This is a genomic window from Kitasatospora purpeofusca, assembly GCF_036010405.1.
Lineage (GTDB): Bacteria > Actinomycetota > Actinomycetes > Streptomycetales > Streptomycetaceae > Kitasatospora > Kitasatospora purpeofusca.
In genome coordinates this window covers 4,789,393-4,803,319 of the sequence record NZ_CP108561.1, presented here as the reverse complement: position 1 = coordinate 4,803,319, position 13,927 = coordinate 4,789,393, and the positions used below count along the sequence as shown (strand labels likewise).

At 74.4% G+C, this 13,927-nt stretch carries 14 protein-coding genes; 5 read left to right on the top strand and 9 right to left on the bottom strand.

Going from position 1 to position 13,927, the window contains the following annotated elements; all coding sequences use genetic code 11:
• Positions 1 to 95: 95 nt before the first annotated feature.
• From OG715_RS21290 to OG715_RS21260, 7 genes are all read right to left on the bottom strand, one after another.
• Entirely contained in the window at positions 96 to 1,511 is a 1,416-nt protein-coding gene (locus OG715_RS21290; RefSeq protein WP_266270419.1) for a lyase family protein, read from the bottom strand.
• Positions 1,508 to 3,646 carry an FAD/NAD(P)-binding protein gene (locus OG715_RS21285; RefSeq protein WP_266270418.1) on the bottom strand — a complete coding sequence of 713 codons (2,139 nt, stop codon included), beginning with the start codon at positions 3,644 to 3,646 and terminating at the stop codon, positions 1,508 to 1,510. The genes OG715_RS21290 and OG715_RS21285 overlap by 4 nt, the downstream gene beginning before the upstream one ends.
• Entirely contained in the window at positions 3,643 to 4,878 is a 1,236-nt protein-coding gene (locus OG715_RS21280) for an FAD-dependent monooxygenase (RefSeq protein WP_266270416.1), read from the bottom strand. Before OG715_RS21280 ends, OG715_RS21285 begins: the two co-directional genes overlap by 4 nt.
• Positions 4,875 to 6,455 (bottom strand): class I adenylate-forming enzyme family protein, encoded by a 1,581-nt coding sequence (locus tag OG715_RS21275; RefSeq protein ID WP_266270414.1) that lies wholly within the window; start codon positions 6,453 to 6,455, stop codon positions 4,875 to 4,877. Before OG715_RS21275 ends, OG715_RS21280 begins: the two co-directional genes overlap by 4 nt.
• Before the next feature lie 116 nt (positions 6,456 to 6,571).
• Entirely contained in the window at positions 6,572 to 7,129 is a 558-nt protein-coding gene (locus tag OG715_RS21270; RefSeq protein ID WP_266270413.1) for an SRPBCC family protein, read from the bottom strand.
• A 134-nt stretch (positions 7,130 to 7,263) separates the two neighbouring features.
• Positions 7,264 to 7,695 (bottom strand): GNAT family N-acetyltransferase, encoded by a 432-nt coding sequence (locus OG715_RS21265; RefSeq protein WP_266270411.1) that lies wholly within the window; start codon positions 7,693 to 7,695, stop codon positions 7,264 to 7,266.
• Positions 7,696 to 7,717: 22 nt separating this feature from the next.
• Positions 7,718 to 8,422, bottom strand: coding sequence for a TetR/AcrR family transcriptional regulator (locus OG715_RS21260; RefSeq protein ID WP_266270410.1), 705 nt, complete (start codon positions 8,420 to 8,422; stop codon positions 7,718 to 7,720).
• Between the two features lie 117 nt (positions 8,423 to 8,539).
• Between OG715_RS21260 and OG715_RS21255 the strand changes: the two genes are divergently transcribed.
• From OG715_RS21255 to OG715_RS21240, 4 genes are all read left to right on the top strand, one after another.
• Positions 8,540 to 8,923 (top strand): VOC family protein, encoded by a 384-nt coding sequence (locus OG715_RS21255; RefSeq protein WP_266270409.1) that lies wholly within the window; start codon positions 8,540 to 8,542, stop codon positions 8,921 to 8,923.
• Between the two features lie 152 nt (positions 8,924 to 9,075).
• Positions 9,076 to 10,422: an FAD-binding oxidoreductase gene (locus tag OG715_RS21250; RefSeq protein WP_266270408.1), complete on the top strand. Its 1,347-nt coding sequence runs from the start codon at positions 9,076 to 9,078 to the stop codon at positions 10,420 to 10,422.
• 159 nt (positions 10,423 to 10,581) lie between these two features.
• Positions 10,582 to 11,103 (top strand): SigE family RNA polymerase sigma factor, encoded by a 522-nt coding sequence (locus OG715_RS21245; RefSeq protein WP_266270407.1) that lies wholly within the window; start codon positions 10,582 to 10,584, stop codon positions 11,101 to 11,103.
• Positions 11,100 to 12,035, top strand: coding sequence for a hypothetical protein (locus OG715_RS21240; RefSeq protein ID WP_266270406.1), 936 nt, complete (start codon positions 11,100 to 11,102; stop codon positions 12,033 to 12,035). Before OG715_RS21245 ends, OG715_RS21240 begins: the two co-directional genes overlap by 4 nt.
• Before the next feature lie 87 nt (positions 12,036 to 12,122).
• On the opposite strand, the gene OG715_RS21235 is transcribed toward OG715_RS21240, so the two are convergent.
• On the bottom strand, positions 12,123 to 12,809 hold the full coding sequence (locus tag OG715_RS21235) for a 2-phosphosulfolactate phosphatase (protein ID WP_266270405.1): 687 nt from the start codon (positions 12,807 to 12,809) through the stop codon (positions 12,123 to 12,125).
• Between the two features lie 270 nt (positions 12,810 to 13,079).
• Positions 13,080 to 13,304, bottom strand: coding sequence for a hypothetical protein (locus tag OG715_RS21230; RefSeq protein WP_030392229.1), 225 nt, complete (start codon positions 13,302 to 13,304; stop codon positions 13,080 to 13,082).
• Positions 13,305 to 13,680: 376 nt separating this feature from the next.
• On the opposite strand from OG715_RS21230, the gene OG715_RS21225 reads away from it, so the two are divergent.
• Complete coding sequence (locus OG715_RS21225) at positions 13,681 to 13,884, top strand: cold-shock protein (protein ID WP_030918248.1); 204 nt, start codon at positions 13,681 to 13,683, stop codon at positions 13,882 to 13,884.
• Positions 13,885 to 13,927 lie beyond the last annotated feature (43 nt).

The window sequence follows — 13,927 nt, the reverse complement described above, 5'->3', positions numbered from 1 at the left end:
CGGGGCCGAACCGGGACCGAACCGGGGCCGAACCGGACGGGGACCCCGCGGGCCGCTGCCCGCGAGGTCCCCGCTCCGTTCGCCCCGAGCCGTGCCTAGTGGCGCAGCGCCCGGTCCACCAGGGCGCCGGCCATGCCGGTGTACCCGGCCGGGTCGCACAGCTCCGCGATCTCCGCGGAGGTGAAGTGGCCCTCCAGCCCGCCCTGTTCGGCCAGTACCTCGGCCAGCGGCCGGCCCTCCCGGTCGGCGGTCAGCGAGGCCTCGGTGAGCAGCTGCCGGGCCACCGCCTTGCCGAGCTTCGGCGCCAGCCGGGCGGCGATCCGCTCGGAGACCAGCTGTCCGCCGGTGAGCCCCAGATTGGCCCGCATCCGCTCCGGCCGGACGAGCAGCCCCTCGGCCAGCTCCACCGAGGTGTGCGCGGCGCCGCCGGCCAGCCGCAGGCACTCGCGCAGCAGCAGCCACTCGGCGTGCCAGGCGCCGCCGGAGCGCTCGTCCTCGGTGACCAGGCACTGGGTCAGTCCGGCGGCGAGCACCGGGACCTGGAGGGCGGCGCTGCGCAGCAGGGTCGCCAGCACCGGGTTGCGCTTGTGCGGCATCGCGGAGGAGGCGCCGCGTCCGGCCGCCGCCGGTTCGACCACCTCGCCGACCTCGGTGCGGGTCAGCGACTGCACGTCCACCGCGATCTTGCCGAGCGCGCCGGCGGTGAAGGCCAGCGCGGCGGCGAGGTCGGCCATCGGGGTGCGCAGCGCGTGCCAGGGCAGCGCCGGGCGGGCGAGTCCGGTCTCGGCCGCGAAGGCGTCCAGGAGCCGGTCCAGGTAGGCGCCGGCGTCCACCTCCGGGTCCGGGCCGTCCAGCCGGGCGTACTCCAGGTAGCCGGCCAGGGTGCCGGCGGCGCCGCCCAGCGCGACCGGCAGCCCGTCCGCGAGGACGGCGGCGATCCGGCGGTCGGCGTCTAGCACCAGTTGGCGCCAGCCGGCCGCCTTGAGGCCGAAGGTGGTGGGGACGGCGTGCAGGGCGAGGGTGCGTCCGGCGAGCACGGTGTCCCGGTGCTCGGCGGCGAGGCCGGCGAGCGCGTGGGCGGTGCGGCCGAGGGCGGCGCGGACCAGGGCCAGGGCCCGGGCGGCGACCAGCATGGCGCCGGTGTCCAGGATGTCCTGGCTGGTCGAGCCCCGGTGCACGTACTCGGCGGCGGCCGGGTCCTCGGCGGCCACCGCGAGGGTCAGGGCCTGGACCAGGCCGACGACCGGGTTGGCGGTCTCCCGGCAGGCGAGGGCCAGCTCCCGGACGTCGAACCGTTCGGCCCGGGCGGCGCGGGTGATGGCGGCGGCCGCGGCGGGCGGCACCGTGCCCAGCGCGGCCTGGGCGCGGGCCAGTGCCGCTTCGGCGTCCAGCATGGCCTGGAGCCAGGCGCGGTCGGTCACGGCCGCCTCGACCGGGGTGCCGGCCCGGACCGGGGAGAGCAGTCCGGTGTCGGGCTCCGCCGGGGCCGGCGGACGGGGGTGTGCGGTCATACGACGACGCCTCTCGGTTCGGACTCGGCTGACCCGGCGGACTCTACGGAGCCGCCGGACGCCCCGGTCCCGGTGGACCCGGTGGACAACGCGGGCCCGGCCGGGCCGGGGGCGGCGGTCGGCCACTCGGGGGCCGGCGAGAGCGCCAGCACCGCCCGGGCGATGGCGTCGGAGTCGCCGAGGGTCACCGAGTCGACGCCGGGCCGGATGCCCGCCGCGGTGACCCAGTGCACGGACTCGGTCGGCACCCCGTACGCGAAGCGGCGCGGGTGCGCCCGGCCCCGGGCGTCCAGCAGCCGGTAGGGCCGCTCGGTGACGGAGAGCCCGCCGGTCGGGTAGCCCGTCCCGGCGGGGCCGGGGATCCGGTAGGTGGCGCACTGCTCGGTGTCCAGCAGGTGCCGCAGCAGGGGGTCGTCGGTGCGCCGCAGGTCGGGTTCCGGCAGCCGGGCCTCGACCAGGACCGAGGCCCGGACCGTCGGGCCCGGCACGGCGGTCGAGTGCGCGGCGAAGGCCGGGTCGACGGGGTCGATCCGGATCTCGGTGCCGGGGCCGAGGAGTTCCACCACTCCGGCCTCGATCAGCGCGATCAGCTGCTCGATCCGCTCCACCGGCGGTCCGATGGAGAGGAAGGCGTTCAGCGGGGTGTACCAGCCGTCGAGGTCGTCCCGGTAGGAGTCGCCCGCGATGCCGCTGTGGTCGACCGCCATCCGGATCTCGTTGCGCAGGTCGCGCAGGACGTCCAGGGCGGCCTTGAGCGGGCCGCTGAGGTTCCCGGCCCGGGCGTCGGCGACGTCCTGGCGCAGATGGCCGAGCAGCCAGTCGCGGAAGTCCGCGCGGTCGGTGAACTCGCGTCCGGCGTAGGGGCGGGAGAGCCGGTCCCAGCTCCACCGGTCGGCCTCGGGGACGCCGTGCTCGTCGAGGACGGCGGCCGGGTCGTCGGCGGTCAGGAAGCGGTCGGTGAACGCCTCGCGCTCGGCGCCGCGGTCCCGGGCGGTGAGCAGCGCGCCGTAGTAGACGGCCTCCACCTCGCGGGAGACCAGCGGCCAGAGGTCGGTGGCGAACCGGACCGGCCCGCCGGTGCGGGTGCGTTCCCGCAGTTCGGCGACCACCTCGGTGGTGAGCAGCCGGGGCAGGTGGCGGCCGTACGCGCCCTTCTCGTTCTCGCCGCGCGCGTGGTACGGGATGCCGCGCCGAGAGGTGGCGTACAGCCGGGGCTCGGCGCCGGAGGGCCGGTAGACCAGGCCGCCGTCCGTCTGCTCGAACCGGCCGCCCCGGCCGAGGGTGAAGAGGGCCATGTGGTCGAAGAAGTTGAGTCCGAGGCCGCGGAGCAGGACGGTCTGGCCGGGGCGCGCGGTGACGTGGACGTCGGCCGGGTTGGCGGGGGTGATGTAGTCGAGGTGGTGGATCCTGGCCAGGCTGGCGGTGCGGGCCTCGCGCGGGGTGGGCCGGGCGGGGAGGTGGCCCTGGGCGAGCACGATGGCGTCCAGGCGGTTCAGCCGGGTGCCGTCCTCCAGCCGGACGCCCTGCGGGCCGCCGGGGAAGCCGTGCGCGTCCGCCATCGCGACCGCCCGGGAGCGGTGCACCCGGACGGTCACGGTCGGCGGGGCGGCGGCGACCACGGCGCGGAAGGCGGCGTGCAGGTAGTGGCCGTAGAAGGCGCGGGTCGGGTAGGTGTTGGGCCCGAGCGCGGCGGCCTCGGCCAGGGCGGCCGGGTCGGGACCGTCCGGTCCGGGCAGGGCCGGTCCGGGCACGGCCGGTCCGTGCCCGTTGGGTCCGGGCACGTCCGGTCCGGTCGGTCGGTCCGGTTCCCGGCCCGGGGTCGCGTCGGGACTGCCCTCGGGGGCAAGCGACTTCGCCCATTCGTACAGGCTGGGCCCGGGTTCGACGGGTCCGTCGATCCGCACGCTGTCGTCGGTGTACACGGTGATCTGGGAGGCCACCGTGTTCATCAGGAGGTGTCGGGACTGGTCGGTGCGCCAGACCCGGCCCGCGCCGGGGGGTGCCGGGTCGACCACGTGCACGGTGACGGTGGCCCCGGCGGGGCTGGACCGTTCGTTCGCGCAGAGTCGTTCCAGCACCGAGAGGCCGCGCGGACCGGCGCCGATGACACAGATCTGGAGGTGACTGTCGATCATGCCCACGGCTCGAAATCGTAGTTGTGATCATCGGATGATGAAAAGGTCTTGACTCCGTGCATCCAGGCCACCCGCTCGTGCAGTTCGCCCTCGGAAAGCGCGCTGAGCAGGCGGTTCCTGGTCCGCGCGGCCTCGCCGGCCGGGTGCCAGAGCCGGATGGATTCCCGGGCGGCGCGCTGCACCGCCGCCGTCCGCGCCTGCCGTTCGGAGGCGAACCGGGCCAGGGCGCCGGTGATTTCGGTGGTCTGGACCATCAACTCGCCCAGCAGCACGGCATCCTCCAGCGCCTGGCAGGCGCCCTGGGCGGCGTAGTGCAGCATCGGGTGCGCGGCGTCGCCGAGCAGCACCACCCGGCCGTCCGTCCACCGCCGCACCGGGTCCCGGTCCACCAGCACCCAGGAGCGCCAGCCCTCGCCGAGCGCCAGCAGCCGCTGGGCGTTCGGCGCGGTCAGACCGGCCAGCTGCTCCCCGACCAGCTCCTCGTCCACCGCCACCCCGGCGAGCGCCTCGGTGGCGCCGTTGTCCCGGGAGGCGGCCAGGTTGAGGAACGCCCCGCCGGCGATCGGGTAGTGGACGAAGTGGCAGTGCGGGCCGGTCCACCAGGTCACCGAGGTGGGCAGCCGCAGCTCCTCGGGGACCAGCTCCATCGGGACCACCGCCCGGTAGACGGTGATCCCGGAGATCCGCGGCTCGCCGTCGCCGACCAGCTGGGCGCGGACCGCCGAATGGATGCCGTCCGCCCCGACCAGCACGTCGCCGCGCACCGAGCCGCCGTCCGCCAGCAGCGCGACGGCGCCCCCGGCGTCCTGCCGGTAGCCGGTGACGGCGGTCGCGGCGCGCAGCTCGATCCGGGGCTCGTCCCGGCAGGCGCGCAGCAGCAGCCCGTGCAGCTCGGCCCGGTGCACCACCACGTACGGGTTGCCGAACCGCTGCCGGTAGCGCTCGGTGAGGGTCAGGCTGGTGACGTGCTCGCCGGTGACGCCGTCCATGAAGCGCAGTTCGGCCATGTGCACCCCGGCCGCCCGGACGGCGTCGCCGAGGCCCAGCCGCTCCAGTGCGAGGATGCCGTTCGGCGCGATCTGGATGCCCGCCCCGATCTCGGCGAACTCCGGTGCCCGCTCCAGGACCACCGCCCGGTGGCCGGCCCGGGCGAGGGCCAGCGCGGCGGCCAGCCCGCCGATCCCGCCGCCGGCCACCAGGACGGTGGCGGGGGCGTCGTGGCGCGCCGTCACCGGACCGGCCCCTCGTTCTCGCCGGCCGCCAGCCGGCGTGCCAGTTCCAGCCGCTTGATCTTGGTGGTGGCGGTGGCCGGGAGCTCGCCCAGCCGCCACTGCACCGGATCGGCCATCGGCGGCAGGCCCGCCGCGGCGGCCCGCCAGGCGGCCGGGTCGACCGGCAGGTCGTCCTTGGTGCAGATCACCGGCACCGCCCGGCCGTCCGCGCCGGGGACGATCACCACCTCGGCGAGCTGGGGGAGGCGGGCGAACAGCGCGTCCTCGGCGGCCAGGGTGGAGCCGAAGCCCTCGATCAGGTCGACCTCGCGGTCCAGCAGGTGCACACAGCCCCAGCGGGTGCGGTAGCCGACGTCGCCCATCCGCCACCAGCCGTCCTCGACCTGCTGGTCGTACCGGGCCTGCTCGCCGAGGTAGGTGACGATCCGGCCGTCGCTGCGGACCTCGATGTACCCGGGGTTCTCCACCGACGGCGGCCGGCCGTTGCGGCTCACCACCCGGACGTCGGTGAAGCCGGGGAAGGGCATGCCCACGCAGCGGCCGTCCGCGTCCGCGCCGCGCCGCCGGGAGAACGAGCGCACCACCGCCGGGCCGACCTCGCTCTGCCCGTACAGCTGGCCGAAGACCGGCGCGGTGCGGGCGGAGGCGGCGAGCATGGTCCGCACGGTGCGGGGGTGGATCGCGTCGAAGGTCGAGGAGAACAGCTTGACGTTGCCCAGCGGGCGGCGCGGGTCCCCGGCGAGCTCCTCCCACTCCATGAACGAGTTGGGGTGGGCCTCCAGGATGCCGGGGCGCAGCCGGGCGAACAGCTCGGCCACGTGCCCGGGCTCCGAGTGGGCCAGCACCAGGATCGGGAAGCCCCGGAACAGCGAGATCGCCAGCGCGGTGATCAGCCGGGAGTGGACGAAGGAGACATGGATGGCGATGGTCTCCCGGCCCGGGACCACCGGGCGCAGCACCAGCGCCTGCGGCCGGTAGCGGGCCTCCAGGGTGCGGCCGGTGTGCACGGCCAGCTTGGGCGTGCCGGTGGTGCCGGAGGTGTGGGTGATCAGCGTCGGGTGGTCCGGCGGCGCGGTGACGGGCGCGACCCGGGGCGAGCCGGCCAGGGCGGCCAGCTCGACCGCGCCGGGGTGGCTGCCGGAGGCCAGCAGGACGGTGGCGGCCAGGTCGAAGACCTCGGCCGGCAGCTCCTTGGCGAGCTTGACCGCGTCGGTGACCAGGAACGGCTCGTCGGTGCGGCGGACCAGCTCGGCGACGGTCGCGCCGTCCAGATAGGGCGAGAGCAGCACCGGGACGGCGCCGATCCGGGCCGCGGCGCAGGCGAGCAGGGTGATGTCGAAGCTGTTCGACTTGTGGACCACCACCCGGCGGCCCGGCCGGACCCCGGCGGCCCACAGCCGGGAGGCGTGGTCGTCGACCAGGTCGGCGAGCTCGGCGACGGTGGACCGCCGGCCCAGCTCGGGGGCGATGTCGAGGTCGTGGTCGAGGATCACGACGTTCGCGCCGTTCCGGACGGCGGCCCGCTCGAAGAGTGTGCCCAGTCGGATTCCCCGGTTGGCAATGCGCTGAAGGAGCACCGTTCCGCCCTCTCGTGGGATTAGGGTCGCTGTGCTTTCAGGGGTTTCGTCCCGGGGGCGCGCCGCCGGGACTTCGTGCCAGGAGCCTTGTCCGGAATCTCTTCCAGGGGGGCTGTTCAGCTTTCCTTCTCGACGACCCGCTTGATCCGCTCCAGGGTCACGCCGAGGTCGGTGGCGACCTTCTCGCCCCACTCGGCGAAGAAGCGGCTCTTCGCGTCCTCGTCCATCCCGGCGGTGATGCCCCGGATCCCCTCGGTGGCGGAGCCCATCCGGAAGTGGTGCACCAGCACGCTGTGCTCGGCGTCCGGGCCCGGGCCGGGGGCGACGTCGAAGGCCCAGACGCTGTCCTGGGCCCGGCCGCCGGTGTCCCGCATGGCCCAGCGGAAGGTCCGGCCGGGCTCGGCCGCGACCACCTCGGCGTGGGTGTACCAGACGCCCCGGACCACCGGCGCCCAGGCGACCACGTCCGGGCTGCGCAGGTTCTCGCCGCGGAACACCGAACCGACCTCGGCCGGCGCGCCGGAGACCCAGCTGCCGCCCTGGCATTCCGGGCTCCACTCGCCGCAGCGCGGGAGGTCGCTGATCACCGAATAGATCTCGTCGGGGGTGGCGGAAATCCGGATCTCGGCCCGGGAACGGAAAAGCGGGGCGTTTTCTGCGGTGTTTTCTCCCATGGCCGGAATCCTGGGCGGCGTCCCGCGGGAGGGTCAAAGGCGTACCGACGGGTCCGTCAAGTCCGGCCGTGGACCTGACACATCGCAGCCGGAACCGGTTCGGCGACCGCCCGGCGTGATCCGAAAGACGCGCCCTACAGGTCGAGGCCGAAGTGCAGCGCGGTGACCGCCATCCGGTGCGCGTGGTAGAACCGGTGCGCGCCGTGGTTGGCCGTCCCCGAGTCCAGCTCGATCCGGTCGCAGCCGGCCGCCGAGGCCCGCTCCCTGAGCACCGCGAACAGCCGCCCGCCGACCCCGGCCGAGCGGGCCGACGGCGCGGTCACCAGGTCGTCGACGAAGAACAGCCGCCCCCGGCTGGTGGCCAGCACCCGGTGGGCGGCCACCGCCAGGCAGCGCCCCCGCCCGTCGTACGCGGCGGTGAACACCAGCCCCTGGGCGTGCGCCTCGGCCGCGAACGCGGCGAAGCCGTCCGCCCCGAGCGCCGGACGCAGCGCCAGCACCAGCGGTGCGACGTCCCGCAGCAGCGCGGGCCCGTCCGGCCCGACGTCCACGAAGGTGAGTTCCATCTGCCCTGCCCCCGGATTCCGGCTAGCCCGGCGTGCCGTACACCGCGAGGAACGCCGCCACACCGTGCTCCACGACCTCGGCGATCCGCTCGGCCGGCATCGGCAGCGCGCCGTAGAAGGTGGGCTGGGCGACGGCGAGGAAGGTCAGCAGGTTGAGCATCCGGGCGGCCTCGGCCGGGTCCGGCACCACCAGCAGCCCGCGTTCGGCGAACTCGGCCATCCAGTGCGTCAGCACCCGGTGGGTCTCCCGGGGCCCGGCGTCCTGCCAGGCCTCCAGCACCGCGGGGCGGATGTGCAGTGCCTCGGCCTCGATGGTGCGGACCAGTGCCCAGTGCTCGGCGAAGGTGGTGAGCGAGTCGACCCGTTCCAGGCCGAAGTCGACCAGGTCGGTGCGCAGGTCGACGATCTTCCGCAGATGGCGGTCGGCGATCTTCGCCTGGGTGGCGGCCACCGTGGTGGCGCCCTCCAGGATCACCGACCGGAACAGCTGCTCCTTGTCGGCGAAGTGGTTGTAGATGGTCCGCTTGGAGACGCCGGCCTCGGCGGCGATGGCGTCCACGCTGGTGCGGGTGTAGCCCTCGCGGCCGAACACGGTGCGCGCCGCGCGGGCGATCGCCACCCGCTTCTCCGGCATGCCGCGGCGCGCGGCGGCCGGGGCGTCCGGGATCGCGTCCGGGGTGGTGGCCGGGTCGGCGGGTCTCGCGTCCGGGGCGGTCTGTTCGGTCACGGGGAAATCCTCCTTGCAGTGCACTACATCGTGTAGTTTACGACATGCTTGACGTGAAGCGGACTTCAAGTCCTACGCTCGTCGGTACGTCCGGAAGTCCCAGGAGGGAAGCGTTCCATGGCCGTTCAGCTGAACCACACCATCGTCCCGGCGCGGGACGACGAGGAGACCGCCCGCTTCCTGACCGAGGTCCTCGGTCTGGCCGCCCCCGTGCGCAGCGAGCCCTTCCTCGTCGTCCGGCTCGCCAACGACGTCGCGATGGACGTGATGCGGATCGACGGGCCGGTCCCCACCGGGCACTACGCCTTCCTGGTCGGGGACGAGGAGTTCGACGAGATCCTCGGCCGGATCCAGGATCGGGGGATCACCTACTGGGCCGACCCGTTCCACCGCCACGCCGGCCGCGTCAACGACTGGTTCGGCGGCCGGGGCGCCTACTTCGAGGACCCGAACGGCCACAACCTGGAGATCATGACCCGCGCCTCCGGCGACAGCCGTTAGGGCGCCTCCTGACTGCCCGGCCGCGGCCCCGGGGGGAGGCCGCGGCCGGGCCCCGGATCCGTGACCGTCCGTCAGAACCCGTTCGCCGGCGACCTGACAGAGATCGGATACGGACGGGATTGCTCCGCCCCCGCGCGGGTTAGCCTCCCGGCATGATCGAGACCAAGGGGCCGGTGCACCGGCCGGGAGACGACGAGTACGACGCCCGACGGACCGGCTACAACCTCGCGCTGGACCACCGCCCGGCGCTGGTGGTGTCCGCCGCCGACACCGCCGATGTGATCGCCGCCGTCCGGTACGCCGCCGAGCACGGCCTCGCCGTCGCCGTCCGCGCCACCGGCCACGGCATCTCCGTCCCCACCGACGGCCAGCTGGTGATCGACACCGCCGCCCTGGACGAGGTCACCGTCGACCCGGCCGCCCGGACCGCCACCGTCGGCGCCGGTGTGCGCTGGCGCCAGGTGCTCGACGCCGCCGCACCGCACGGCCTCGCCCCGCTGAGCGGCTCCAACCCCGACGTCGGCGCCGTCGGCTACACCCTCGGCGGCGGCATCGGCCTGCTCGGCCGACGCCACGGCTTCGCCGCCGACCACGTCCGCCGGCTGGAGGTCGTCACCGCCGACGGCCGCCTGGTCGAGACCGGCCCCGCGACCGAACCCGACCTGTTCTGGGCCCTGCGCGGCGGCAAGGACAACTTCGGCATCGTCACCGCGATGGAGATCGACCTCGTCCCCTGCACCGGCCTCTACGGCGGCGGCCTCTACTACCCCGCCGAGTCCGCCGCCGCCGCGCTGCACGGCTGGGCCGAGTGGAGCCGGACCGTCCCCGAGGAGCTCGCCACCTCCGCCCAGCTGATCGGCTACCCCGACATCGACGCCGTGCCGGAGCCCATCCGCGGCCGCTACGCCGTCGTCCTGCGGGTCGCCTGGAGCGGCCCGGCCGAGCAGGGCGAGGACTGGGTCCGGCCGCTGCGCGCCTTCGGCACCCCGCTCCTCGACACCGTCCGCGAACTGCCCTTCACCGAGGCCGGCACGATCCACCACGAACCGCCGTTCGCGCACCCCGCGTACGACCGCAACACCGCCCTGCGCGAGTTCACCGGCGCCACGGCCGACGCCGTCCTGGAACTCGCCGGACCGGACGCCGACAGCCCGCTGATCGTCGAGTTCCGGCTCCAGGGCGGCGCCTACTCGCGCGAGCCCGCCGTCCCGAACGCCGTCGGCGGCCGGGACGCCGGCTACCTGGCCTTCTCCACCAGCATGATCGGCCCCGTCCCGCTGGACGGGCTGCGCACCGCGCACGCCGCCCTGCACGAGCGGCTGCGCCCGTGGTCCACCGGCGGAGCGCTCGCCAACTTCTTCGGCCTGGACGACGCCGACCCGGCCGTGGTGCGCACCGCCTACCCGGAGCCCGTGCACCGGCGGCTCACCGAGCTCAAGGCGGTGTACGACCCGGGGAACCTCTTCCGGCTGAACTTCAACATCCCGCCCGCCGGCTGACCCGCCCGCTCCTCGGGTCCGCCGGTCTTCCAACCTTCTGACCTCCAGGCTCCTGACCTCCTCGTCTGCCCGTTCGGACTGCCCTCGCGGACCACTCCGCGGACCGCCCCGGCAACGGTTCGCGGCCGGAGCGGGCTCTGGGTGGACGAGGAGGTACTCATGGGAGCCAAGAAGGCCGAGCGGGACGCCGATTTCAACGCGTTCGTGACCGGTGCCTGGCCACGTCTGATGCGAACGGCGTTCCTGCTGACCGGGGACCGCTACCTCGCGGAGGACGTGGTGCAGACCGCACTGGAGCGGACCTACGCCGCCTGGGGGAGGGTCACCAAGGCCGACGAGCCGTACGCCTACGTGCGCCGGATCGTCATCAACGAGCACGCCCGCCGCTTCCGGCGCCGGGTCCCGGAGCAGTTGGTCACCGCGGTGCCGGAACGGTCCGGCCCGGACGGCTTCGCCCGGCTGGACGAGCGGGCCGCCCTGCTGGAGGCGCTCGGCACCCTGCCGCCGGGCCAGCGGCAGGCGGTGGTGCTGCGCTACTGGGAGGACCTGAGCGAGTCCCAGGCCGCCGCCGCCATGGGCTGTTCGGTGGGCACGGTCAAGAGCCAGGCGTCGAAGGGCATCGCCAAGCTTCGCGAGCTCTCCTCACTCATCACCATGACGAGCATCGGAGGTGCGGCATGAACCGCGACGAGGCGCAGGCGACCGAGGTGGCGGGCGGCGAGGAGGTGGCCCGGGCCCTGGCCGGGCTGGTGGAGACGATGGAGACCGGTCCGGCGCCGTACCAGGCGGTGCTGGCCGGCGGCCGGCGGCGGGTGGTCCGGCGGCGCACGTCCCTGGGCGGGGCGCTGGCGCTGGCCCTGGTCGCCGCCCTCGGCGGCGTGGCTGCGGTGAACGGCGGGGCCGGCGGACTTGGCGGCGGCACGAGGGCCGTGGTGGCGAGCGTCGACGTGTCGACCGTGCTGACCCCGGCCGCCGGAGGGCCCGCCGCGACCCCGGGCGCCCCCCGCGACCCGCTCGTCCCGACCCGGATCCAGGTGCTCGCCGGCACCAAGGACGGCAAGCCCTGGAGCGTCTGGGCGGCCCTGTGGCCGGCCCCCGGCAAGGAGGGGATCCGCGAGCAGTCCCGGCTGATCTGGCAGGAGGACGCCGACGCCGGCTCCCCCTGGCCCGCGCCCACCGAGGACTACATCACCCGGTACGGGACGCCGGACGCCGACCACGTGGTCTTCTACTACCTCCAGGACGGCAAGCGGCTCGCCCGCTCCGAGGAGCGCTTCGTCGCGCCGCCCGGGGGCCCGGTGGGCTTCTACCGCGCGGACGGCGTGACGGTGGACGACTTCGCCCACTTCTGGCTCGGCGCCCAGGCCAAGAACGGCACCGAGGACCCGCTGTACACCGTCCCCAAGGTGGACATCGGTCTGGTGCCCCCGGGCGCCGCCCGGGCCGTGGTCGAGTGGGCCGACGGTGTGACCGCCGAGCCCGCCATCCTGTCCCTCGGCGACTCCGGGGCCCGCTGGATCGGCGCGGCCAAGCGCGGCATCCCCGCCGAGCTCCGCCTCTACGCGGCCGACGGCTCCCTGATCGGCGCCAAGAAGGGCTGGGCGGAGAACTGATCGCCGGCTGACCCCGGTCCGACGCGGCGGGGCCCCGGGGAGTCCGCTCCCCGGGGCCCCGCCGTGTGGCGGTCGGGGCGCCGCTCTTCAGGTCGCCGCGGGCACGGCGACCGGCCGCAGCACCGTCAGCGAGTCCTCCTGGGACGCCACCATGGCGAAGGGGAACCGGTCGAGTTCGAGGCAGAGCGCGACGTCGTCCGGATGGGCCCCCTCGCGCACCCCCTGCGCCAACTCGGCGGCGGCCCGCGACCCGGCGGCCCGGCGGAGGTACGGGTCCGCGGCCGTGTCCTCCCCGGCGGCCCTCCCGGCGATGTACTGGGCGCACGCCAGGTCCTCCTCGGCCCGCCCGTCCTCGCCGGTGACCACATAGGTGACGCTCCCGCACCCCCGGTCCCGCAGCAGCCGCGCCGTCGCCCCCGCCACCACGAAACCGGCGCACAGCACCAGCGGGGCGTCCTTCACCGCGAGCGCGCCGACCGTCCCGGCTGTGGTCTTCTGCACCACCGTCCGCCCGCCGAGGTCCACGTCCCGCAGCAGCCCCGGCGAGTTGACGGCGTCGAACCCGGGCGCCGCCGCCCCGTCCTTGAGCGCCACCCACCCCGGCCGCCGGGCCTTGAGCGCCAACGCCTCGTCCAGCGACCCGGCGAGAACGATCTTCTCGGCCCCCCGCTCGAAGGCCCAGGCAGCCACGGTGAACGCGCGCATCACATCGACCACGACCGCGACCGCCGGAACCCCGGCCACCTCGTCGATCCCGAGAAATCTGGAGTCCATGCCCGCCATGATCGCGGAGCCCGCCTCCCCCGCCCACCCGTTTTCGGGTGATCCAGGGTGACCCGGGGTGATCCACTTCCCGTCCGCGGCAGGTGGCGCCCAATCACCGGGCCCGGACATGCGGAAGGCCCGGAGAGCGGGCTCTCCGGGGCGGGGTGGCGTCGGCACCGGCGTCAACCGGCGCCGCACGTCCTCATGCTTCTGGTGGGCGGAGTCCGTGGCTGTCCGCCCTCGCGCCGGTCGGCGTGGGAGTCGACCGGGCGCCAGGGGTCACAGCCGGAAGAGCTTGGCGAAAGGTGCAGTGATCCGCTCCGTTCGTGAGCCGAAGTCGACCAGGACGGCGAGCTCGCCCTCGACACCGATGGCGCGGCCGAGGCCGTACTCGTCGTGCGTCACCCGGTCTCCGACAGCGAATACCTTGGGCGGCGGCGGGGCCGGAGCCCGACGGAAGGGGCTGGTGGGGAGGTGGCGCCGGGGCGCGGCTGAATTCGTCATCATGGCCAGTATGCGCTTGATTTCGGCGGAGCGGGTGGCTTGATCCGCGGGATATTTTGGATCTTGACCGCGGGCGCGGGCGACGGCGGGCACCCCCCGGCGCGCGGGGAGCCGCCGGAGGGGGCGATCGCCCGGCGTCACCGCCGGTCGGAGCCACGCCGACGAACTGGCCAGGGAGAACCACCCCGTTGGGGTGCGGACCCTGCTACAGTCGTGATAGTTGCAGTTGTGGTTCCCATGAACTTTGTGTGCGCCTGCTGGTTCTGACCGCAGGCGTATTTTGTTACCCGGCCATTCCCCGGGTGGGTCATCATCGCGGCGACGCGAAACTCGCGACCTGTGAGTTTCGGACGTCCCATTCGAAGGATATTTTTAAATGGCTAACGGCACCGTGAAGTGGTTCAACGCGGAAAAGGGCTTCGGCTTCATCGAGCAGGAGGGTGGCGGCCCGGACGTGTTCGCCCACTACTCGAACATCAACGCCAACGGCTTCCGCGAGCTGCTCGAGGGCCAGAAGGTCGAGTTCGACGTCACGCAGGGCCAGAAGGGCCCGCAGGCGGAGAACATTCGTCCGCTCTAGTACTTCCCGCTGACCGGCTCCGCCGGTCGGCCCGAGGCCCGCA